The organism is Sulfitobacter sp. G21635-S1 (genome assembly GCF_027213915.1).
In the GTDB taxonomy this organism is placed as follows: Bacteria; Pseudomonadota; Alphaproteobacteria; order Rhodobacterales; family Rhodobacteraceae; genus Sulfitobacter.
Genome location: NZ_JAPWGV010000024.1, coordinates 1 through 21,406 on the forward strand (window position 1 = coordinate 1; position 21,406 = coordinate 21,406).

At 63.9% G+C, this 21,406-nt stretch carries 20 protein-coding genes, 1 other RNA gene and 2 pseudogenes; 5 read left to right on the plus strand and 18 right to left on the minus strand.

Features of this window, described 5'->3' with window-relative positions; translation table 11 throughout:
* Window positions 1–428: pseudogene (locus O4H53_RS20050) on the minus strand (hypothetical protein); the annotation flags it as partial.
* A gap of 334 nt (window positions 429–762) precedes the next feature.
* Between O4H53_RS20050 and O4H53_RS20055 the strand changes: the two are divergent.
* On the plus strand, window positions 763–1,797 hold the full coding sequence (locus tag O4H53_RS20055) for a hypothetical protein (protein ID WP_269366639.1): 1,035 nt from the start codon (window positions 763–765) through the stop codon (window positions 1,795–1,797).
* Between the two features lie 24 nt (window positions 1,798–1,821).
* On the opposite strand, the gene O4H53_RS20060 is transcribed toward O4H53_RS20055, so the two are convergent.
* The 6 genes from O4H53_RS20060 to mgtE form a co-directional block, all read right to left on the minus strand.
* Window positions 1,822–3,594, minus strand: coding sequence for an SLC13 family permease (locus O4H53_RS20060; RefSeq protein WP_269366788.1), 1,773 nt, complete (start codon window positions 3,592–3,594; stop codon window positions 1,822–1,824).
* Between the two features lie 120 nt (window positions 3,595–3,714).
* Window positions 3,715–4,527, minus strand: coding sequence for a TIGR00282 family metallophosphoesterase (locus O4H53_RS20065; protein WP_269366641.1), 813 nt, complete (start codon window positions 4,525–4,527; stop codon window positions 3,715–3,717).
* Between the two features lie 58 nt (window positions 4,528–4,585).
* Window positions 4,586–5,776, minus strand: a complete 1,191-nt coding sequence (locus O4H53_RS20070) for a hypothetical protein (RefSeq protein ID WP_269366643.1) — start codon at window positions 5,774–5,776, stop codon at window positions 4,586–4,588.
* Between the two features lie 187 nt (window positions 5,777–5,963).
* Entirely contained in the window at window positions 5,964–6,452 is a 489-nt protein-coding gene (locus O4H53_RS20075; RefSeq protein WP_269366645.1) for a DUF2127 domain-containing protein, read from the minus strand.
* The gene (locus O4H53_RS20080) at window positions 6,442–7,005 is read right to left on the minus strand and encodes a 5-formyltetrahydrofolate cyclo-ligase (RefSeq protein WP_269366646.1); all 564 of its coding nucleotides are present in this window, start codon (window positions 7,003–7,005) and stop codon (window positions 6,442–6,444) included. The genes O4H53_RS20075 and O4H53_RS20080 overlap by 11 nt, the downstream gene beginning before the upstream one ends.
* A complete protein-coding gene (gene mgtE, locus O4H53_RS20085) occupies window positions 7,002–8,405 on the minus strand; it encodes a magnesium transporter (protein ID WP_269366648.1) in 1,404 nt (467 codons plus the stop codon). The genes O4H53_RS20080 and mgtE overlap by 4 nt, the downstream gene beginning before the upstream one ends.
* A 199-nt stretch (window positions 8,406–8,604) precedes the next feature.
* On the opposite strand from mgtE, the gene guaD reads away from it, so the two are divergent.
* Window positions 8,605–9,909: a guanine deaminase gene (guaD, locus tag O4H53_RS20090; RefSeq protein ID WP_269366650.1), complete on the plus strand. Its 1,305-nt coding sequence runs from the start codon at window positions 8,605–8,607 to the stop codon at window positions 9,907–9,909.
* A gap of 486 nt (window positions 9,910–10,395) precedes the next feature.
* Here guaD and O4H53_RS20095 read toward each other — a convergent pair whose 3' ends face one another.
* The 4 genes and pseudogenes from O4H53_RS20095 to O4H53_RS20110 all read right to left on the minus strand — a co-directional run bounded on the left by O4H53_RS20095 (window position 10,396) and on the right by O4H53_RS20110 (window position 14,253).
* The gene (locus tag O4H53_RS20095) at window positions 10,396–11,736 is read right to left on the minus strand and encodes an 8-oxoguanine deaminase (protein ID WP_269366652.1); all 1,341 of its coding nucleotides are present in this window, start codon (window positions 11,734–11,736) and stop codon (window positions 10,396–10,398) included.
* Between the two features lie 114 nt (window positions 11,737–11,850).
* Window positions 11,851–12,651, minus strand: a complete 801-nt coding sequence (gene hisN / locus O4H53_RS20100; RefSeq protein ID WP_269366654.1) for a histidinol-phosphatase — start codon at window positions 12,649–12,651, stop codon at window positions 11,851–11,853.
* A gap of 62 nt (window positions 12,652–12,713) precedes the next feature.
* Window positions 12,714–13,088: pseudogene (locus tag O4H53_RS20105) on the minus strand (helix-turn-helix domain-containing protein).
* 289 nt (window positions 13,089–13,377) lie between these two features.
* Complete coding sequence (locus O4H53_RS20110) at window positions 13,378–14,253, minus strand: LysR family transcriptional regulator (RefSeq protein WP_269366655.1); 876 nt, start codon at window positions 14,251–14,253, stop codon at window positions 13,378–13,380.
* Window positions 14,254–14,376: 123 nt separating this feature from the next.
* Between O4H53_RS20110 and O4H53_RS20115 the strand changes: the two genes are divergently transcribed.
* The 3 genes from O4H53_RS20115 to O4H53_RS20125 all read left to right on the plus strand — a co-directional run bounded on the left by O4H53_RS20115 (window position 14,377) and on the right by O4H53_RS20125 (window position 15,899).
* Complete coding sequence (locus O4H53_RS20115) at window positions 14,377–14,607, plus strand: DUF1127 domain-containing protein (protein ID WP_269366657.1); 231 nt, start codon at window positions 14,377–14,379, stop codon at window positions 14,605–14,607.
* Between the two features lie 138 nt (window positions 14,608–14,745).
* Window positions 14,746–15,522 (plus strand): Bax inhibitor-1/YccA family protein, encoded by a 777-nt coding sequence (locus tag O4H53_RS20120; RefSeq protein ID WP_269366659.1) that lies wholly within the window; start codon window positions 14,746–14,748, stop codon window positions 15,520–15,522.
* Window positions 15,523–15,590: 68 nt separating this feature from the next.
* Window positions 15,591–15,899, plus strand: a complete 309-nt coding sequence (locus O4H53_RS20125) for a DUF1272 domain-containing protein (RefSeq protein ID WP_269366661.1) — start codon at window positions 15,591–15,593, stop codon at window positions 15,897–15,899.
* A 7-nt stretch (window positions 15,900–15,906) separates the two neighbouring features.
* Here the strand turns inward: O4H53_RS20125 and O4H53_RS20130 are convergent, their stop codons facing one another.
* The 7 genes from O4H53_RS20130 to gatA form a co-directional block, all read right to left on the minus strand.
* On the minus strand, window positions 15,907–16,053 hold the full coding sequence (locus tag O4H53_RS20130) for a hypothetical protein (RefSeq protein WP_162792969.1): 147 nt from the start codon (window positions 16,051–16,053) through the stop codon (window positions 15,907–15,909).
* Window positions 16,054–16,159: 106 nt separating this feature from the next.
* Entirely contained in the window at window positions 16,160–17,242 is a 1,083-nt protein-coding gene (locus O4H53_RS20135; protein ID WP_269366664.1) for a Hint domain-containing protein, read from the minus strand.
* 279 nt (window positions 17,243–17,521) lie between these two features.
* Window positions 17,522–17,689, minus strand: coding sequence for a 50S ribosomal protein L33 (gene rpmG / locus O4H53_RS20140; RefSeq protein ID WP_067289923.1), 168 nt, complete (start codon window positions 17,687–17,689; stop codon window positions 17,522–17,524).
* Between the two features lie 190 nt (window positions 17,690–17,879).
* An RNA gene (rnpB, locus tag O4H53_RS20145) (RNase P RNA component class A) lies at window positions 17,880–18,301 on the minus strand.
* Window positions 18,302–18,395: 94 nt separating this feature from the next.
* Complete coding sequence (locus O4H53_RS20150) at window positions 18,396–19,037, minus strand: N-acetylmuramoyl-L-alanine amidase (RefSeq protein WP_269366668.1); 642 nt, start codon at window positions 19,035–19,037, stop codon at window positions 18,396–18,398.
* Window positions 19,038–19,049: 12 nt separating this feature from the next.
* Window positions 19,050–19,808 carry a hypothetical protein gene (locus O4H53_RS20155; protein ID WP_269366670.1) on the minus strand — a complete coding sequence of 253 codons (759 nt, stop codon included), beginning with the start codon at window positions 19,806–19,808 and terminating at the stop codon, window positions 19,050–19,052.
* Window positions 19,809–19,846: 38 nt separating this feature from the next.
* Window positions 19,847–21,334 carry an Asp-tRNA(Asn)/Glu-tRNA(Gln) amidotransferase subunit GatA gene (gatA, locus tag O4H53_RS20160; RefSeq protein ID WP_269366672.1) on the minus strand — a complete coding sequence of 496 codons (1,488 nt, stop codon included), beginning with the start codon at window positions 21,332–21,334 and terminating at the stop codon, window positions 19,847–19,849.
* Between the last annotated feature and the right edge of the window lie 72 nt (window positions 21,335–21,406).

The following is a 21,406-nucleotide window of genomic DNA, read 5'->3' on the forward strand; positions in this document are numbered from 1 at the left end:
CCTTGCGACCCCTTCCCGGTGCCGTCGGAGCCTGAGCCCGTGCCATCCGAGCCGTAGCCGGTGCCTTTGCCGGTGCCTTTGCCGGTGCCGTCGGAGCCTTTGCCGGTGCCTTTGCCGGTGCCGTCGGAGCCTTTGCCGGTGCCGTCGGAGCCTTTGCCGGTGCCGTCGGAGCCTTTGCCGCTGCCGTCCGACCCCTTGCCTGTGCCTTTGCCGGTGCCGTCGGAGCCTTTGCCGCTGCCGTTGAACCAGTCGAAACCTTTGCCGGAGCCGTCAGAGCCCTTGCCGGTCCCATCGGAGCCTTTTCCGGTTCCGTCGGACCCATGGCCCCAGGTATGGCCAAAGAACTTGTTGGTATGGCTATGCGTGTTCCACGACGCCTTTACCGGCGTTTTCCCCCACGAGCCAAAGCTCGAAAATCTGAATGTCATATCTACTTCCCTCTTAAGAACAACTGGTCAACGCTCAAGGGCGTGCCAGAAGGGTCTGGCGCGCGGATGGAGTCCTGATCGTCAAGCGATGGTCTTGGTTACCTCAGGGCACTTGAATCGAACAAACATTTTGACGAATTTTGCCTTATTTATATGGTTTTGCCGCCTCAATCAGAAACAGTTCAGACGCATCTCCCAACATTGTTTTGCGAACCCGGCCAATGGGATTCATCCTTCCGCGAATCATCTGCATCCCCGGCCCGGGAAAGGCCATATTGTCGCCATGAAGCTGGTCTAACCGCTGTGACAAAGCGCAGATGCACAGGAAGACCCGATGACCGAAGACGCCAAGACCACCACGCGCGAGCATATTGTCAGCACCGCCGAGACCTTCTTTGGCCGCCCGGTCGAGGATGTGACGGCACCGGGCGGTGAAAGCCGGTCCAGCTTCCGTTTGCGGATCGGCGGGCGCAGCGTGATTGCCACATTACGCCCCAACTTCCGCCGCACCCACCTTGAGGCTCATGTCCTGCAGTCGCTGAACGCGCATTGCGACGACCTGCCGGTCTGCCTTGGGGTCGTGGGCGAGGTGATGTTCCAGTCCGACGTGGGCGCGCGCCGGCTGAACACCCTGATCCCGACGCTTGACAGCACCCGCCAGCTCGACCTCGCCGCAGAGGCGGTCGCGGCCCTGTTCCGCATCCACGCCGCGGCCCGCAAGACCGACCTGCACGAGATCATGCCGCATCTGGGCGCGACGGATGCCTGGGTCGAGAACTTCATCGGCGGGATCGACCAGTTGCAAGAGCTGACCGGCGGCATCCCCGACAGCTTTGACCGCAATGCCGCCTGCGCGGCGGTTGCCATCACCGGCCATCAGTTCGTCAAATGGGACTGCCGGTCCGGCAATGCGGCCATGGGCGATGACGACCGCCTGCGCTGGTTCGATTTCGAATATGCCGGGATGCGCCACGGCGCCGAGGATTTCGCCTGGCTGATCGGAGATGAAGCCTGGCCCATCGCGCCGGACCAGATGGTCGATGTGATGATCGACAGCTTCGACGCCTCCTGTGGCATCCCGCTGGAAGACTACATGCATTACCTGGCGATCTACACGACGTTCCATGCCATCCAGCGGCTGAACCTTGTCACGCGCGAGGCCGGCAGGCGCGGCTGGGCCAGCAAGCATCACATCCGCAAATATGACGACGCAGGCCGCAACCCCGCCTTTGCCGTGCATATCGCCGAGGTCGGGGCCTATTTCTCGGACCAGACCACCCTGACCGCGCCGCTGACGCAGAATTTCATCACCGCGCGCGACGGCTTTGCCGAAATCCTGGCCGAGCGGTTGGAAAAGCGCAGCGCCTGACCCCAGAACGTCCGGCGCGCCCGGTCAGAAAAAGACCGGGATCGCCAGGCTCGCCATGACCGACATCAGCAGGTTGAGCGGAACACCGATGCGCAGGAAGTCGGTAAAGCGATAGCCGCCGGGACCATAGACCAGCGTGTTGGTCTGATACCCGATGGGCGTGGCAAAGGCACAGGAAGCCGCGATCATCACCGCGACCACCAATGGGCGCGGGTCCATCCCCAGCGCCGTTGCCAGCGAAATCGCAATCGGTGTCATGATCACCGCCACCGCGTTGTTCGAGACCACCTCGGTCAGGATGGTGGTCAGCAGGAAAACGGCAAAGAGCACGGCGCCGGGCGGCAGGGTTCCCAGCGTCGGCGCTATGGCATCCACCAGCAGGGCGATGGCGCCGGAGTTCTGCAACCCGGCACCCACCGCAAGCATGGCGAAAATCAGCGCCAGCAGCCGCCCGTCGATAAAGGAAAACGCCTCTTCCGCGTCGATGCAGCCGGTGACAAGCACCAGCGCCACGGCGATCACCGCCAGCAACAGGATGGGGGCGACGTTCAGCGCCGCCAGCACCACGATCCCGACCAGCGCGCCGATTGCAATCGGCGCATGGCCGCGCCGGAACGCCCGGGCAGAGGGATGGCTGACGTCGACCATCTCCATGTCGGCGGCCAGACGCTGGATGTCCGCAGGCGCGCCTTCCAGCAGCAGGGTATCGCCCACCTTGACGATCAGATCGTCCAGCTGCCGTCCGATGTTCTGGTTCCGCCGGTGCACGGCCAGCGGATAGACCCCGTAGCGGCGGCGCAGACGCATGGAGCCCAGCGAGCGCCCCACCATCCGGCAGCCCGGCGTGATCAGCACTTCCACCGTGCGGGTCTCCACCGCCGACAGCTGATCGACGCGCTTGAGTTCCTTGTTGTTCTGCAGGCTCAGCAGTTCGGTCATCTCGGTGCGCAGCACCACCCGGTCACCGACCTGCAGTTCAACCCCCCGCAACGCGCGGCGCAGCGACTGGTCGCCCCGGATCACGTCGATCAGGCGCACACCTTCGCGTTTGAACAGGTTCACGTCCAGAACCTCGCGGCCGATCAGGTTGCTTTCGGGCGGGATCACGGCCTCGGTAAAGAACTTCATCCTGGACCGGTCGCTCAGCATGGTGGCCATGCTGTCGCGCTCCGGCAGCAGCCTGCGCCCCAGCAGGCCCATGTAAACCAGCCCGGTGAAACAGACCACCAGCCCGATCGGCAGGATCTCGAAGATGCCGAAGGGTTCAAGCCCCTGCGACCGCGCCACACCATCCACCAGCAGGTTGGTCGATGTCCCGATCAGGGTCAGCGACCCGCCCATGATCGCCGCATAGCTGAGCGGGATCAGCAGCTTTGATGCCTTGGTGCCCAGGGTCTTGCTGAGCTGCACCACAACCGGGATCATCACCACCACCACGGGCGTGTTGTTCATGATCGCCGAGGCCCCCATCACCGACAGGATCACCCCGATCACCGCCGTCTTGGGATGGCTCCGGGCATAGCGTTCGGCGGTCTGCGTCAGCACGTCCAGCGCCCCGGTGCGCACCAGCGCGCCCATCACGATGAACATCCCGGCAATGGTCCAGGGCGCGGCGTTGGACAGCACGGCCTGCGCCTCTTCATAGGGCAGGACGCCGATGGCCAGCAGGGTTGCGGCACCGGCAATGGCCACCACCTCTGTCGGGAAGGATTCGCGCAGGAACAGCACGAACATGATGGCAACGACGACAAGCGTCAGAACCGCGCTTTCGGTCTGGGAAAAACTCAGGAAGTTCAGCAAGGTGTTTCAACTTCTTCTTAGGTCAGCGCACACATTGATCCATCCGGCCGCGCCCTGCAAGCGGCACGGGTGCCGCAGGCCGCCGCCGGGGTGGCAAAAACAGCATGTCGCCTGATGTCAGGGCGTGTTCTCCTGCAACACGCCGCCCGTGCGCACCGGAACGATACGGGTCGCCCGACCGCTGCGGTCGTCGGTCTCCAGATAGACGCCGGAGAGGCTGGCCTCGCCATTCGCCGGAGTGAAACGCTCCTTCGGCATGCCGGTGATGAAACGGCGCAGGGGTTCGGCCTTTTCCATGCCGATCACGGAATGATAATCGCCGCACATGCCCGCATCGGTCAGATACCCCGTGCCCCCCGGCAGGATCATCGCATCCGAGGTCGGCACATGGGTATGGGTGCCCACCACCAGCGATGCCCGCCCGTCGCACCAATGGCCCATCGCCATCTTCTCGCTGGTCGCCTCGCAATGCATGTCCACGATGATCGCCTGTGCCAGCCCGCCCAGCGGATGGGTCTTCAGCACTGGCTCCAGCGCCGAGAACGGATCGTCATAGGGACGTTTCATAAAGACCTGGCCCAGCGCCTGCGTCACCAGAACCTTCTTGCCGTTCTGCGCCGTGAACAGCCGCGCGCCCCTGCCCGGCGCGGATTTGGAAAAGTTCAGTGGCCGGATGATGCGCGGCTCCTGCTCGATAAAGCTGAGCATGTCCTTCTGGTCAAAAGCATGATCGCCCAGCGTCAGGCAATCCGCCCCCGCCTCCAGCAGGGTTTTGGCATGCGGGGCGGACAGCCCCATGCCGGAGGTGGCGTTTTCGCCATTCACCACGATGAAATCGAGCTTCCATTCGCGCCGCAGACGGGCAAGGTTTTCAGTGATGGCACGGCGCCCCGCGCGGCCCATCACATCGCCGAGAAAGAGTATTTTCATATGCTCAGCGATAGGCCCCCGCGCGGATGAGGGCAAGAGGGGCCTTGCCGCGCGGTGCCTAAACCTCGACCGCCTGCCCGAAGACGGCAACAGCAAATGCCAGCAGCGCCAGGGCGGCAAACCAGATCGCCCTGCCCCGCGCGCCCTGCCGCTGCGCTGCCATCGCCGCAATGGCCGCCTGAAGCGCGTAATAGACGGCAAAGGCGCGCGAGGCATAGCTGATGATCTGGAACACATCCGTTACCCATGTCAGCCCCAGCCCCACCACGGTCAGGATCACATATCCCATGCGCGGCCGGATGCGCTGGCCCGACAGTTCCGCCATCAGCCCCCCTGACCCGCTGGTATCGGCCACCGCTGCGCTGAACTGCGCGGCCAGTGCCGCGGCAACCAGCAACAATGGCAAAACCGGTGTGATGACCCCCATCATCTCCACAATCGCGGTCTCGCTGAACTGCAGGTCATCGCGTGCGAAAGTGTAGGTGATCAGGACAATATAGGTCATGTAGATCGCCGCCGAGAGCCATTGCGCCCATTTCATCGACCGCACCCGCGTGTCGGTATCATAGGTCGCCCCCAGATAGCGCGAAGTCTCGAACCCCTGCACAGTCACGATCAGCCCGAAGCCCAGCGTCAGCGCCGCCCAGCCGGAGATCTGCGGATCAAGAAACACCAGCGCGCCCTGCCCGGACTTTTCGGCAAAGAAGAACCCCAGCCCGACCAGCAACCCCGCGATGATGGCCAGTTTGACGCTGACAGAAAGGTATTCCATCACCTCAAGCGATTTGAACCCGCGCGTCCATCCCACCCCGGCAATGACAAGGTAGATGGCGCTGGTCACGATCCGGGCAAAGATCACGTCATCAAAAGGCGTCAGGCTGACCGCGAAGGCCCCGAAAAGGTTGAGGTAATAGGCCACCGACACGATATAGGCAAAGCTGAGCGCCCAGGACGCCAATGTCTCGACCCCCTGGGGCCAGGATACCGCACCGGCCTCGATCGCGTGCATGTTATACCGGATCGCACCGCCCAGAAGGTAACTGCCAAGGCAAAGCGCCAGCATCACCGCAGGGGCAAGGGCTCCGTATTGATTGTCCAGAATCGGGCCCAGGACAAGAAAACCGCTGCCGATGATGGAGGCCAGCGGCGTGGTCATCGCCCGCCAGGTGGCAGAAGCCCGCAGGCCGGGCCACCACAGGACAACCCCGAAGATCGCGACGGCGGCAAGGATGGCAAGGTTCAGGATCATGTCACGGGGCCATTCATCAAGGAAAGCCGCAGCCTTGGCGGGCGAGGCTGCCGGTTTGGCCTAGAGCGATGGCCAGGGTGTTGCAAGCCTGCACGGAACGTCCGTCTAACGCAGAAGGCTGCCGTCACGACGCGGCGCGCCCTGACCCCGAAACGCCCCCGCCCGGCCTGTGCCGCAGGGCACAGCGTCAGCCCGCCTGACGGGCCCGCCATTCCCGCAGGGTCAGATAAATCACCACCACGTCGATCAGCGTGAGCACCGGCAGCACGATGCCGCCCACGTGAACCCATTCGGCGCCCTGATACAGGATGAACCCGACCAGCGTGGCAATCGCCGCCGGATAGGCCCAGATCACCCCGGCCAGAAGCGCCACCACGACGCTCAGGTGCAACGCCCCATGCATCAGGAAATAGATCGCATAAAATGTCATCTCGCCGGGCGGAAAACCATGCGCCAGCGCAATCACATGCCGCGCCAGCCAGTCGTTGGGGTCTGCCGCCAGTTCGGCCCCCACAAGCCATTGCGCAACCTCCGGCAAGTGGCGCGCCAACCCCAGGACAATGGCGATGCCTGCCGCGATCTGGACCGCACCCAGCACGCCCTTGCCCAACAGGGTGATCACAAAAATCACATGTCCGACCCGGTCCGCGCCGGTCCGTTCCACTTCAGTCAGCAACCTCGATCACCCCGGCCTCTGTCACAATCAGGTCCAGCGGCTGGTCCGTCGGCTCCAGCGGCAGGTCATCCACCTCCTGCCCCGCAAAGGCAAAGCCGATGGCCAGCGTCGGACGCTTGCCGCGCAGCATTTCAAGCGTGCGGTCATAGAAACCACCGCCATAGCCCAGACGCCCGCCCCTGCGGTTGAAGGCCAGAAGCGGCACGATCAGCAGCTCCGGTTCGAAAAACTCAGGCTCTGCCGGGATCAGCGCACCAAAGACCCCCGGCACCATCTCCGCCCCCGGCTGCCAGCGCGCGAATTGCAACGGTGTTCCCGCCGCCCTGATCACCGGCACGCCGACCGGCCCATGGGCGGCCGCTTCCGCCATCGCCGGTGTCGGGTCGATCTCGGTGCGGATCGGCATGAACCCCGACACCGGCACACCGCGATAGCCCGCCAGCACTTCACTGAGGTATCCCGCCTGCGCAGCAGTCGCCGCGTCGAACAGCGGCTTGCGCCGGGCAAAGGCCGCCTTGCGCGCTGCCGTCTTGATTTCAGCCAGATCGCTCACAGCAATACCGCCGCCGCCAGCCCCAGAAAGGCAAAGAAACCCACCACATCCGTCACTGTCGTCACAAAGGCCCCCGATGCCAGCGCCGGGTCCACCCCGACCTTTTCAAGCAGGATCGGGATGCCCGTGCCTGCCAGCCCCGCAATCACCATATTGATCACCATCGCTATGGCAATCACATAGCCCAGCGCGGGCGAGCCGAACCAGACAATGCCCACCACGCCCATGACAGCGGCAAAGATCACGCCGTTGACCAGCCCCACCAGACACTCGCGCCGGATCACCCGCCAGACGTTCGATCCGGTCAAATCCTTGGTCGCGATGGCCCGCACCGCCACCGTCAGGCTTTGGGTGCCCGCATTGCCCCCCATGGAGGCGACAATGGGCATCAGCACCGCCAGCGCCACGATCTGGGCAATCGCCGCCTCGAACTGCGAAATCACCATGGAGGCCGCAATCGCCGTCACCAGGTTGACCGCCAGCCAGGGCAGCCGCTGCTTTGTGGTCTCCACGACCCTGTCGCTCAGCGACCCCTCGCCGACACCGGCAAGGCGCAGGATGTCCTCCTCGTGCTCCTCGTCCAGCACCGCCATCGCATCGTCGATGGTGATCACCCCGATCAGCCGCCCCTCGTCATCCACCACCGGGGCCGAAATCAGGTGATACTGGTTGAAGGCATAGGCCACATCGCCTTCGTCGCGCATCGCCGGGATCACCTGAAAGGTCTCTTCCAGCAGGTCGGTCAGCGGCGTGACCCGCTTCGACCGCATCAGCTTGCCCAGCGTGATATTGCCCACCGGGTGCAGGCGTGGGTCCACCATGATGATGTGATAGAACTGGTCCGGCAGGTCTTCTTCCGGCGTGTTGCGCAAATGGTCGATCGCCTCGCCCACGGTCCAGTGCTCGGGCGCCATCACGACCTCGCGCTGCATCAACCGGCCCGCGGAATATTCCGGATAGCTCAGCGATTGCTGGACCGCCGCACGCTCCGTATCCTCCAGCGCGCCCAGGATCGCCTCCTGCTGCGCATCCTCCAGGTCTTCGATCAGGTCGACCACATCGTCGCTGTCCAGATCACGCACCGCCTGGGTCAGGACCTGCGGCGTCAGCACCGCAATCACATCCTCGCGGATGCTCTCGTCCAGCTCCGACAGGATGTCCCCGTCGAATTCCATCCCGTAAAGCCGGATCAGCCGGCTCCGGTCAAAGGCGTTGATCTGCTCCAGAAGGTCGGCAATATCCGCCGCGTGCAGCGGCTCCATCAGCTCGATCAGCTTCTCGCGGTCGTCGATGTCCACCGCATAGAGAACCGCGGCAACCGTCTTGGGCTCCAGCGCGTAATCCGAGCGCTCCGCCTCCTCTTCGGGGGCGTCTTCTTCCAATTCGACCTGATCAGACATCGCTGTGACTCCCCTTGTCTCGGGCGACCATATGCAAGCCGCACATGGGACACAATGCTTGGCCGTCGTGCCGCGCGCACCACGCGCCTGGCGTTTCGGGATATCGTTGAATCACCTGTTCGTGGCCGCTCCCTTCGGTCGAGGCGAAAAGTGATACGGGATGTTTCAAACCTGTCCCGAAACGCTGTAATGTGCCGACATGACAAGCAAAACGCTCCTGACCGGTCCCCTGCTGCGCTATGCCGGCGACCCCTTTCGCGCGCCCTGGCAAGAGGTGATCGGGATCGACACCGATGGCGCTGTCCTGCTGCAGGACGGCCATATCGCATCGCTCGGCACCCGTGCTGCGCTGATCGCCGCCCACCCGCAGGCAAAACACGTCCGCTACAGCGACAGCCACCTGATCTGCCCCGGCTTTGTCGATGCCCATGTCCATTACCCGCAGACCGCGATCATCGCATCCTGGGGCAAACGGCTGATCGACTGGCTGAACGATTACACCTTCCCCGAGGAAATGCGCCTTTCCGATCCCGCCTATGCCGCCCGGATCGCGGCCCGTTACCTCGATCTGACCCTGGCCCATGGCACCACCACCCTGGCCAGCTATTGCACCATCCACCCCCACAGCGTCGACGCCCTGTTCGACGCCGCCGCCACGCGGGGGCAGCGCATTGTTGCGGGCAAGACCTGCATGGACCGCAATGCCCCCGAAGGGCTGCGCGACACCGCGCAATCGGCCTATGACGACAGCAAGGCCCTGATCGACCGCTGGCACGGCCGGGGCCGCGCGACCTATGCCATCACGCCCCGGTTTTCCCCGACCTCCACGCCGGAACAGCTCGCCGCCCTGGGCGCGCTCTGGCGCGCCTACCCCGATTGCCTGATGCAGACCCACCTCAGCGAACAGACCGACGAAATCGCCTGGGTCGAAGACCTGCACCCCCAGGCCCGCGACTACCTGGATACCTATGAAACCCAGGGGCTGATCGGCGAACGCGCGGTCTTTGGCCATGCCATCCACCTCAAACCGCGCGAAATCGACCGGATCGCGGAATCCGGCGCCGCGCTGGTCCATTGCCCCACGTCGAACACCTTCATCGGATCGGGGCTCTTCGACATGGCAGGGCTCACCCGCCGCACCATCCCGGTGGGCCTGGCCACCGATACCGGCGGCGGCTCTTCCTTTTCGATGCTGCGCACCATGGCGGCCGCCTATGAGATCGGCCAGCTGCGCGGCACGCCGCTGCACGCGGCCCAGCTGATCTGGCTGGCCACCGCCGGCTCCGCCCGCAGCCTGCATCTGCAGGACCGGATCGGCAGCCTCCAGCCCGGAAACGAGGCCGACCTCACCGTGCTCGACCTGGCCTCGACCCCGGCCATCGCCCAGCGCGCGGCCATGGCCGAGGACATCTGGGAAAGCCTCTTCGCCACGATCATGATGGGCGACGACCGCGCCATTGCCGATGTCTGGGTGGGCGGTCAACAATGGCACCAACCCGACTGAGCTTCATTGTTCCCTAGGTCGTGTTGACATTCATTGTCGCCCACCCGCGCGAGACGGATTTTGCCGCTGGCGCCCTGATGTGAGCGCAGCAATGTGATCATTGGAAGCGAACATCCGGGATGGCAGAGGCAAAATCCGCCGCGCCCCGCAGGGGTTTCGCCAAAATTGCCCATTTCTGCGTTAAGAGAGCTTGAAATAGCTGGCTATTCCGCGCTCTCTTGCCTGGAACTGAGCAATTTTGGACTGAAACGGGTGGGCGACAATGAATGTCAACACGACCTAGAGCGCCCCACCTTAGACCTGAGACATGAATACCCTGCCGCGCCTGAGGCGCTCTCGGGACATTCATGTCGCTGGATGCTTCAGGTTAAAGGTCGGACACTTTAAATACACACCAAAGCCCAAAGCCCGCGCGGCAGTTGAAATAGCGGGCTCAGGCCCGCAACAGGCACCCATAATCGCATGCGGCGCAGCCGCGCCGCCGGATCACATCTCCGCCTGCAACCCGCGCGCCAATGCGTTCTGCCGGGCAATCGCTTCCGCCAGGTCAAACCGCACCATCTGCCCGTCCCGCACCACTGGCTGACCCTCCACCAACAGGTCCCGCACGGTTGTCGGCCCCGCCAGCAGCAGCGCCGCCGGGTCCCAGCTGCCCGCCGCCTCGATCCCGCTGACGTCCCAGATCGCCACATCGGCGCGTTTGCCCACCGCCAGCCGCCCGCATTCCGGGCGGCCCAGCACATCGGCCCCGCCTCGCGTCGCAATCTCCAGCGCCTCGCGCGCCGACATGGCATCGGCCCCCGAGACCACCCGTTGCAACAACATGCATTGGCGCGCCTCGGCCACCAGATTGCCCGCATCGTTGCTGGCCGATCCATCCACACCCAGCCCCACGCGCAGACCGCCATCGCGCATCGCGCGCACCGGCGCCACACCCGATCCCAACCGGCAGTTGGAGCAGGGGCAATGGGCCACACCGGTCCCGGTCCCGGCAAAAAGCGCTATCTCCGCCGCGTCGAGCTTCACGCAATGCGCATGCCAGACATCGGGCCCGACCCAGCCCAGATCCTGCGCATATTGTCCCGGACGGCAGCCGAACATCTCCTGCGAATAGGCAATGTCTTCTTCATTTTCCGCCAGATGCGTGTGCAGCATCACCCCCTTGTCGCGCGCCAGAAGTGCGGTCTGCCGCATCAGGTCCCGGCTGACCGAGAAGGGAGAACAGGGGGCAAGCCCCACCCGGCACATCGACGCCTCGGAAGCATCATGGAAGGCATCGACCACCCGGATGCAATCCTCCAGGATCGCCGCCTCCCGCTCGACCAGCATATCCGGCGGCAGGCCGCCCGCAGTTTCGCCAATGCTCATCGACCCCCGGGTCGGCTGAAACCGCAGGCCCACGACGCGCGCGGCTTCAATGGTGTCTTCCAGCCGCCCGCCGTTGGGGTAAAGATAGAGGTGATCGGCGCTCAGCGTGCAACCCGACAGAGCCAGCTCCGCCAGCCCCACCTGCGCCGAAATGAACATGTGATCCGGCGTGAACCGCGCCCAGATCGGGTAGAGTGTCTTCAGCCAGCCGAACAGCAACGCATCCTGCGCCCCCGGCACGGCCCGCGTCAGGCTCTGGAACAGATGGTGATGCGTATTCACCAGCCCCGGGGTTACAACACATCCCGCGGCCTCGATCACCTCGCCTGCGCTCTGCAGATCGCTGCCGATTTCCACAATCGCACCATCCCGCAGGAGCAGGTCGGCCCCCGACAGCTCGCGGCGGCTGTCATCCATCGTCAGAATATGGGCGGCATTGCGGATCAGGATTTCGGGCATGGTCTGTGTTTCTCCACGCCCGTCTCAGAATGCATTCACCTGTCGGTGGAAAACGGGCCCAGAACCGACAGGCTCCCGTTAGCAGGTGCCGGCACGGGCGGTCAAGAATGCCGCTCAATACCCCTGCAGGATCGCCAGCGCCTGGGCATGGATCCGGGCATTCGCCGCCGCAACCGCCCGGCCCCCCTCGTGGACAGGCCCGCCGCGCCAGTCGGTGACGATGCCGCCTGCGGCCTGCACAACGGCAATCGGCGCCTGGATGTCATAGGCGGCAAGCCCCGCCTCGATCACCAGATCGACCTGACCTGCTGCCAGCAAGGCATAGGCATAGCAATCCATCCCGTAGCGGGTCAGCATCGCCCCGGAGGCCACCGCATGAAACCCCGCGCGGTCGGTCTCCTCGCCCACTTCGGGAAAGGTCGTGAAAACGATCGCCTGCGACAGGTCCCGCGCCGCCCGGGTGGCCAGCACTTGCCGCCCCCGCGGCCCCGTCATCGCGGCCCCGTCCGGCGCGCCCTCGAACCGCTCGCCGATATAGGGCTGGTCGATGATGCCATAGAACGGGCCCTGCCCGTCGCTGACCGCAATCAGCACCCCCCATGTCGGGGTGCCGCTGATAAAGCCGCGCGTGCCGTCGATCGGATCCAGCACCCAGGTCAGGCCGGACCGCCCCTGTTGCACCCCGTATTCCTCGCCCAGGATACCGTCATCGGGCCGTTCCCGCGCCAGGATCTCACGCATGGCGCGTTCGGCAGCCTTGTCCGCCACCGTCACCGGGTCATACCCGGCATCAAGCTTGTTTTCCGCAACCAGGGCCATGCCCCGGAAATGGGGCAGGATCACATCACGCGCCGCATCTGCAAGCAGATGCGCAACGCGCCGCACATCGGGATCGAATGAAATCTTCGTTGTCATACCGCGTCAGTGCCAGCTTGTGCCCGCCCGCGCAAGCCTGCGGTCGCGGCAAGGCTGGCCCTTCAGGCGACGTCGCTCAGGACACGGGCAAGATCGAAAAGGCGGCGCCGCTGGTTTGCCGGAATGGCATAGTAGGATCGGATCAGGTCCATCGCCTCCTTGTCGCCCAGCAGATCATATGGAACGTCACCTATCGGAGCGGACCCGGAGGTTTCCGGTTGTTCGAGACCCTCGAAGAAAAAGGCCACCTGAACCTCCAGCGCATCGGCAATTTCCCACAATCGGGATGCGCTGACGCGGTTCGCGCCGGTCTAGTACTTTTGAATTTGCTGAAACTTGATCCCAACCATAGCTGCCAGCTTCTGTTGGGTCATCCCCGTCAGCCAGCGTCGCTGACGAATTCGTTTGCCGACGTGCACGTCTACTCTATGTGCCATGCAGATTAGATCCTAACTTACACACTTAACAACACTGAAATACGCGCTTGCGGCTACGGCGCCGGCCGCGCGTTACCTGGGCGTTCCGACAGCGGTCCACCCCAAGCACTTTACGAAATCTTCTCTTCACAGCAAAGATATTCACCACATTATTGACAGCTTGGCAGCTAACATCATGAATTCAACAAAGAAAAGATAACATAAATGTGGTGTTTCTGACACATTTTCGGTCTTCACAAGGCTTACGCCACGTAAAGCAGGCGGGAAATGCCCCCCCGCCGCCCCGCAGTCAGGCCGCGATTGACCGCTTGTTCTGCCCCTGGCTGAAGGCGCTGCGCAACAGCGCGACCAATGTCTGATGCGACTCGGACCTGTTCTGCTCCGCCCCGTAGAGGTTGATGTGCTGTGTCGGCAGTTTCGGCAGCACCCCGCCATGATCCAACACCTCCAGGTGGGGCGGCTTGGTGCCGTCGATCATGGCATGAATGGCCAGATCGGCACTGACCGCCGCCTCGACCGCGCGATCGCTTTCCGTGTCCACGGCCATCTCCCAGGGAATCTGCGCCGCATCCAGCGCGCTCAGCACACTGGGACGGAAGGTGCAGTACCGGCAGAAGGCCAGCCGCAAGGGCCGTTGCCGCCATGCCGCCCCGCCCGCTGCCCCGATCCACTCCAGGCTCTTGGTCACCAGGGTCTCGCCGCCCCTGTCGATTTCGGTCTCCGTGGTCAGGATCAAATCGCATTCGCCCTTGGCGAACTGGGCCTTGAGCGTTCTGGTGTGGGAGGCTTCAAGCTGCACGCGCACCCTTGGGAAATCGGCGTGAAACTGCTTCAGCACCTGGGGCACCATCGGGTACACGATGTCATGCGGCACACCCAGCGTGATCTCTCCCTCGAAAGCCTGATCCGTCAGCCGTTCGATGACCTCGTCGTTCAGGGCCACCATGCGGCGCGCATAGACCAGCAGCTGCTCACCAGAGGCTGTCAGGGCAATGGTCCGCCCGCTCCGGTCCAGCAGAGACAGGCCCAGCATTTCCTCCAGCCGCTTGAGCTGCATTGAGACGGCCGATTGCGTCAGATGCAGAAAACCCGCCGCGCGGGTCACCCCGCCACTGTCAGCCACCGCCATGAACGACCGCAGGGTCGTGATGTCCAGATTTCTCATATATCACCAATCTTGATGCATTGCCTAACAAACAATCGTTTTCATCATACGTCATGCCACCCTAGATATCAAGCATCCCGATGGAACCCGGAGTTTCATCACAAATTTCGAAGGATAAATGAAATGGCACAGCTTTTCGACAGCGCCTCGGGCCGGGGCCGCGCACTCAAGACCCGGCGGATTTCACTCTGGGCCCGGTTCCAGCACCTCAGGGCCATTGCCCGCAGCAGACAGAGCCTGCGTCAGCTTGACAGCCACCAGCTGCAGGACATCGGCCTCAATGCCACCGAGGCCGAAAGGGAGGCGCGGCGGTTGCCCTGGGACGCGCCGGGCCATTGGATGTCCGGTCGCTAAGGGCCGCCGATCACATGAAAGGACCGCCCCGGCGCACGCTATTACCTCTTGAAAAACAAAGGCGCAGTCCCGATATTCACCGGGATACCGTCCGCATCCCGCGTGGTAAGCAACACTTAGCCAATTGGAGGTCCATTCATGGCCGACGTGAATACAATCCGGACAGCTGCCGGAACCCGCGCCGCCGCAATCGACGAGGGGCTGCGCGCCCACATGAACAAGGTCTACGGTACAATGTCCGTGGGCATGCTGATCACCTTTGCCGCCGCATGGGCGATTTCGGGCCTGGCGGTCACCACCGACCCCTCGGGTGCGGCCGCGCAGATCGGGACGGATAAATACCTGACCGACATCGGCTATGCGCTTTATGCCTCGCCGCTGAAATGGGTTGTGATGTTCGCGCCCCTGGCCTTTGTCTTTGGCTTCAGCGCGATGATCCACAAGATGTCCGCCGCCACGGCGCAGACGGTTTTCTATGCTTTCGCGGCCGTGATGGGCATCTCGATCAGCTCGATCTTCCTGGTCTTCACCGGCTATTCCATCGCGCAGGTGTTCCTGATCACCGCCATCGCCTTTGCCGGGCTGTCGCTCTGGGGCTACACCACCAAGAAGGACATCTCCGGTTGGGGCAGCTTCCTGATCATGGGTGTGATCGGCCTGATCGTGGCCTCCATCGTGAACATCTTCCTCGCCTCCTCGGCGCTGATGTTCGCCATCTCTGCGATCGGCGTCCTGATCTTTGCGGGCCTGACCGCCTATGACACCCAGAAGATCAAGACCGAGTATCTGGCACATGCGCATCACGGTGACACCGAATGGCTGGGCAAGGCCGCCATCATGGGCGCGCTGAGCCTCTACCTCGACTTCATCAACATGTTCATGATGCTGCTGCAATTGTTCGGCAACCGCGAATAAGCCGTGCATCCTTGATGTGACATGGGCCAATCCTGCAAGGGATTGGCCCTTTTTCGTTGGAGCGACCCTTGCTTGAAATCAGACCCAATTGCGAGATGTGCGACCGCGACCTGCCCCCGGATGCGGCAGAGGCGCGGATCTGCAGCTATGAATGCACCTTCTGCGCGGACTGCGTCGAGACCGAGCTGGGCAATGTCTGCCCGAATTGTGCTGGCGGTTTTGTGCCACGCCCGATCCGCCCCCGACAGGCGCGGCGACCGGGTGTGAGCCTGACCCACCAGCCGCCCGGCACGGAGCGGCGCAGCCTGAAGTACGGGCCGGAAGACATCGCCGCCATTGTCGCCGCGACGCGGGGCATTCCGCCCGAAGACAGGTAAGGCGCGCTCAGAAAGGCTCGTAGCCGACGCTGGTAAAGCCTACACTGTCGGAATAGGTGCCGCCAAAGACCGGCGCAGGCGGCGGGCCGCCAAGTTTGCCGGTACAGGCAGAGAGCAGACCCACGAGGGTCAGGGCAGCAATCATCTTGGACATGTCGTGTTCCTTGGCAGCTTGGGACCTGCCGACTATTGCCGCTTGGCCGATCCGGCGCAAGGGCGGCCTGCCCTGCCCCTGTTCCGCGCGTCACCCGCCTCCTGAATCAAATACAGGGCCGCACCGCATCAAGCAGGATCTCCCCCGTCAGCGGCATGTTGTTCTTCCTGTGCCGGTAGGCCAGCCTGCGCGCGCGCCGCCCGGGCGCCATGGGACGGCAGGCGGGAAGATCGCTTTGCTGCCGGATGACCTCCGGCAGGATCGCGGACAGTTCCGCCCTTTCCGCCTCCGACATCGACCGCAGCGCCTGCGGCCCGGCATAAAGGCTCTCGCAGGGGGCCCCGTTGGCCATGAGGATATCATGCCGGTCCAGCAGCACATGATAATAGGTCACAGCGCCCGCCGCCTCGGCCGGGGCGACGCCATTCAGGCCAACCAGCTGCTTGGCCGCAACCAGGACTTCCGGCGCGCCGAACATGCGCGCCGCGATCTTCGAGCGCACAAGGATGCTGTGCTGGGGCGATACCAGCAGGTCCCGCTGCGGGCAGCCGGGCCCCAATGTGCCGGCGGCAATCTGAACGGGCCGGAGCCTGGGACAAGCCCTGAGCAGCTGCGCGGGCAGCCGTCTGGCACCGATCCAGCGGATTTCCTGCACGCCGCAATCCAGCGCGCGAACCCGGTCGCCCACCTGCAACTCCTCCACCGGGATCTGCCGGCCATCCTCGGCCTCGATCAACGTCCCGGCGGTGAAACATACCACCTCGATGTCGTTATCCACGGTGGAAATGACCGCCGCATCATGGCCCGCCACCGATTGTATCACCCCGGTGGTGATCGCCTGGACGTTCATGTCGCCATAGCTGTCGTTCGGGATCGCGAAGTACCGGACATCGCCGCCGTTCGACAGGGTCACGAAAACGAAGCTGAGGTTGCTTTCGCTGCCCGGCCCGAAACTCTCGGATGATCCGTCACCCAGCAGGACCGATCCCGCGCTGTCCGGCTCTTCGATCAGGTCGATGGTGTAGGAGACCCCGCCAATGGTGACCAGATCCCCGACGTCGAACTCCCCATCGTCAAGATCGGTCGATGTCATGTTGTCCACGACACCAAGCAGATTGCCGTTTTCAAGGGAATATGTCGTGCCCGACGCGATGCCGGTCACTTCGAGAAGATCGTGAATTGTCGCCATCTCTGCCCTCCCCCGTCCCGCACCTGACGGGCGGACCATCCCAGATGCGGGCTAACCCGTTGCCCCTATGCTGGCTTGCCTCAGCCATAGGGCGGCAATCTTTCGATGAGATTAACGGGGCCTGTGTCATCCGGAAGGTATCATCCGGCAGGCGTCAGCCGCCGCAATGCGCAGGCTGGCAGCGCCGCCCCGGGGGGAAGGCCGGGCACGGAAAACCGCGCCCTGAAACGCACAAAGCCGCGCGAAACGCGCGGCCTTGCAAAGTCAGTCAGCCCGATCTTACTTGATCTTGCCTTCTTTGTAATCGACGTGCTTGCGCGCAACGGGGTCGTACTTCTTGATGACCATCTTTTCGGTCATGGTACGCGCGTTCTTCTTGGTGACATAGAAGTGGCCTGTGCCCGCGGACGAGTTCAGACGGATCTTGATCGTGGTTGGCTTCGCCATCTTGCTTCTCCTGCTGCCGACCGCACCGGGGGTCTGGCGTGAATTCTGAACCCCGGCTTTTACCCGGATGCGCCTCCGAGTCAACAGCAAAAGACGCAAGAATTTCAATCCGGGGGCCGCGTTTTCAAGCGGCCGGAAAATTGCAATTTTCCGGTCCGGATTTTTCCAAAAATCCGGACAGCAGAGGAAAACGCGCGGAAGGCCTGTAAGCCGGATTTTGTCACGGGGGGCTATCCCCCGTGGATGACCATTCCTCTGACCCTGCGATTGCCCGCAGGGCTACAGCTGCCAACCCGGACCTGCTGGGGCAAAAGCGGCCCCGCCCCGGCCCGAAGGCCGGTGGCGCGCGGTCCCTATTTGGCATTGCTCCCGGTGGGGCTTGCCATGCCGCCCCTGTTGCCAGCGGCGCGGTGGGCCCTTACCCCACCTTTTCACCCTTACCCCGCCGTGGTTTCGGTTTCCCGACCTGTGGCGTGGCGGTATCATTTCTGTGGCGCTTTCCGTCGGGTTGCCCCGCCCGGGTGTTACCCGGCACCGTCTCTTTTTGGAGTCCGGACTTTCCTCCCCGTGGATCCGGCAATCGGATCACGAAGCGGCCATCCAGCCTTCCGCGCGAGCTTTGGCATAGGCGCTGAACGCGGACCGCGTCAATGGGCAGACCGGCGTGCGGAAGCATTTCGGGCATAAAGACGTGCAGCCTGATGGATCAGAGCGGCGGCAGCGCCAGATCGGCAGGGCAAAGCGGCCCGCGCCGCCAGGGTCCGTGGCGCAGGCGGGTTGCAGCCAGAAGGGTCTCAAAGGGCACATCCGCGGTAAAGCCCGCCGCCCGCGCCGCGGATCGGAACCCGGATTCGGTCACGGTTTGTGCCGCAGTCGCCGGTGTGGCCAGCGCCAGCCCCTGCCGTGCCAGCCGCGCCCAGTCGAAATGCGGGCCGGGGTCGGATTTGCGCCCCGGCGCAATGTCGGAATGGCCCAGAACCCCGGCGGCGGGGATGTCCCAGCGGGCCATCAGCCTTTTCAGCAGGGTCTCAAGCGCCCCCATCTGCGGTTCTGAAAACGGATGGCATCCGCGATTGTCCAGCTCGATGCCGATGGAGCGCGAGTTGATGTCGGCCTGACCGGCCCATTCCCCTGCCCCGGCATGCCAGGCGCGCATCTCGTCGGCCACCAGTTGCAGGGTCCGGCCGTGGTTCGAAATCAGGTAATGGGCGGAAACTTCGGCCTGCGGGTCGCAGAGGCGCGTCAATGCCGCCTCGGCGTTTTCCATCGCGGTATAGTGGATCACGATCAGCCGGGGCGTCAGCCCGTTGCGGCGCGGGCCGAAGTTCGGTGAGGACAGGCTGTCCACCCGGCTGCAGCCCTAGCCGGCCTTTGCGGCCCGGCGGAACGGGGTCGGGTCCCAGTCACAGGCAAAGCCGTCGCCATCGGGGTCCATGCCCTTGCGGTCTTTTTCCGGCCCTCCCGCCTCAAGAAAGGCGATCTGCGCCCGGTCGGGATGCGAATACTCGCCACAGGCGCGGGCGTATTTGGCGGCCTTGTTCAGGCCGATGCGGCGATAGACCTGGGTGCCGCGCTCGTGATCCGACTGCAGCGCATAGGCCACGATGTTCGGCCCGGATTCGGCCCGGTCCGGCAGCGCTTCGGGCTGGACGACCTGGTATTGCGCGCGGTTCGCAGCGATGCGCGCGGCGTCGTCACCGATGCTGCGCTGGCCGGAAACCGCGTCGAAATTGTTCTCGTTCGAGATGCCTGCGCTGTTGATGACAGCGGGCGCCGGGTTGGACGGGCTGGCATTCACGGGTTCCACGCCGGAATTGGTCGCGGCATCATTGCCCAGACCGTTGCTGGCACCGGGGCGGGTTGCCGCCAGCACGCGGGAGGTTTCGGCCGCCGTCGCTTCGGCGGAACCTTCGGCAGGGGCGGACAGCGGGGCCTCGGTCACCGAGGCGGGCGCCGGCACGGCGGAGGTGCTTTCGGCGGCAAGTGCCGCGTCGCGGGCCTGCCTCTGGGCGCGGGCACTGTCATCAAAGCCGACACCGCGACCGGAATCAGGGACCGCCGGCTGACATGCAGCCAGCATCACGCCAGCGGCGAGAGTGATAAAAGATCTTGAAATCATGGGTCCTGCTTTGTCTTTCAGACTTGTTGGCAAGGCTTCTACCACCATTTGTCCGGCTTGGCCACAAACCCGGCGCTGCGCTCAAGCGCATAGGCGGAAGACAGCAAATCGGCCTCTTCCCAGGGCCGCCCGATCAGCTGCAGACCCAGCGGCAGACCCTTGCGGTCCTGCCCCGTGGGCACCGCGATCCCCGGCAGACCGGCCAGGTTCACCGTCACCGTGAAGACGTCGTTGAGATACATCGCCACCGGATCCGCATCCGTCATCTCGCCCAGACCGAAGGCGGCGGAAGGCGTCGCAGGTGTCAGGATACTGTCGATGCCATCCGCAAAGACCTGTTCGAAGTCGCGCTTGATCAGGGTGCGCACCTTGCGGGCACGGTTGTAATAGGCGTCGTAGAATCCGGCCGACAGCACATAGGTGCCGATCATCACCCGGCGCTGCACTTCCGACCCGAAGCCTTCGGCGCGGGTCTTTTCATACATCTCGGTGATGCCGTCGCCCTGGTCCAGCCCGGCGCGGTGGCCATAGCGGACACCATCGTAACGCGCGAGGTTGCTGGAGGCTTCGGCAGGTGCAATCACGTAATAGGCAGGCAGCGCATATTTCGTATGCGGCAGCGAGATATCGACGATCTCGGCACCTGCGTCCTTCATCATCGCAATGCCGTCGGACCAGAGGTTTTCGATCTCTTCGGGCATGCCATCCATGCGGTATTCGCGCGGGATGCCGATCTTCTTGCCGCGGATGTCGCCGGTCAGCTCCGCCTCGAAATCGGGCACGGGCAGATCGGCAGAGGTGGAATCCTTGGGATCATGGCCACACATCGCCTCAAGCATGATCGCCGCGTCGCGCACGGATTTTGTCATCGGACCAGCCTGATCGAGGCTGGAGGCAAAGGCCACGATGCCCCAGCGCGAGCAACGCCCGTAGGTCGGCTTGATCCCCACCGTGCCGGTAAAGGCCGCAGGCTGGCGGATCGACCCGCCGGTGTCGGTGCCGGTGGCCGCAAGGCAGAGGTCCGCCGCAATAGCCGCCGCCGACCCGCCGGAGGAGCCGCCCGGCGTCAGCGCCGTATCGTCATTGCCGCGCCGCCAGGGGTTGACCGCATTGCCGTAGACAGAGGTCTCATTGGACGAGCCCATGGCGAATTCATCCATGTTGAGCTTGCCCAGCATGACGGCGCCCGCGTCAAACAGGTTCTGGCTGACCGTGCTTTCGTATTGCGGCAGGAACCCCTGCAGGATGCGCGAGCCCGCTTGGGACGGCACGCCCTTGGTGCAGAACAGATCCTTGATCCCGATGGGCAGGCCACACATGGCGGGGGCATCGCCCGCTTTCAGGCGCGCATCCGCAGCTTCGGCCTGCGCCATGGCAATCTCGGGCGTGTGATGGACAAAGGCATTCAGCGCCCCTGCCCCTTCAATCGCCGTCAGACAGGCCTCTGTCAGGGCCTTCGACGTGGTTTCACCCGCGCGCAGGGCATCGCGTGCCCCGGCCAGTCCCAGTTTGTTCAGATTACTCATATGTCTGTCCTGATCTCAAAAATGGGCTCCAAAATGGGCTCCGCCCGTTCGTGGCTGAAACGCTCCCCCGGA

Excerpts from the sequence above, each read along its gene's own strand:
- O4H53_RS20055 (WP_269366639.1), top strand. The coding sequence starts at position 763 with ATGACCGAAGACGCCAAGACCACCACGCGCGAGCATATTGTCAGCACC.
- O4H53_RS20065 (WP_269366641.1), bottom strand. The coding sequence starts at position 4,527 with ATGAAAATACTCTTTCTCGGCGATGTGATGGGCCGCGCGGGGCGCCGT.
- rpmG (WP_067289923.1), bottom strand. The coding sequence starts at position 17,689 with ATGGCGAAGCCAACCACGATCAAGATCCGTCTGAACTCGTCCGCGGGC.
- guaD (WP_269366650.1), top strand. The coding sequence starts at position 8,605 with ATGACAAGCAAAACGCTCCTGACCGGTCCCCTGCTGCGCTATGCCGGC.
- O4H53_RS20135 (WP_269366664.1), bottom strand. The coding sequence starts at position 17,242 with ATGGCGACAATTCACGATCTTCTCGAAGTGACCGGCATCGCGTCGGGC.
- O4H53_RS20115 (WP_269366657.1), top strand. The coding sequence starts at position 14,377 with ATGGCACAGCTTTTCGACAGCGCCTCGGGCCGGGGCCGCGCACTCAAG.
- O4H53_RS20095 (WP_269366652.1), bottom strand. The coding sequence starts at position 11,736 with ATGCCCGAAATCCTGATCCGCAATGCCGCCCATATTCTGACGATGGAT.
- hisN (WP_269366654.1), bottom strand. The coding sequence starts at position 12,651 with ATGACAACGAAGATTTCATTCGATCCCGATGTGCGGCGCGTTGCGCAT.
- O4H53_RS20110 (WP_269366655.1), bottom strand. The coding sequence starts at position 14,253 with ATGAGAAATCTGGACATCACGACCCTGCGGTCGTTCATGGCGGTGGCT.
- mgtE (WP_269366648.1), bottom strand. The coding sequence starts at position 8,405 with ATGTCTGATCAGGTCGAATTGGAAGAAGACGCCCCCGAAGAGGAGGCG.
- gatA (WP_269366672.1), bottom strand. The coding sequence starts at position 21,334 with ATGAGTAATCTGAACAAACTGGGACTGGCCGGGGCACGCGATGCCCTG.
- O4H53_RS20070 (WP_269366643.1), bottom strand. The coding sequence starts at position 5,776 with ATGATCCTGAACCTTGCCATCCTTGCCGCCGTCGCGATCTTCGGGGTT.
- O4H53_RS20155 (WP_269366670.1), bottom strand. The coding sequence starts at position 19,808 with ATGATTTCAAGATCTTTTATCACTCTCGCCGCTGGCGTGATGCTGGCT.
- O4H53_RS20130 (WP_162792969.1), bottom strand. The coding sequence starts at position 16,053 with ATGTCCAAGATGATTGCTGCCCTGACCCTCGTGGGTCTGCTCTCTGCC.
- O4H53_RS20120 (WP_269366659.1), top strand. The coding sequence starts at position 14,746 with ATGGCCGACGTGAATACAATCCGGACAGCTGCCGGAACCCGCGCCGCC.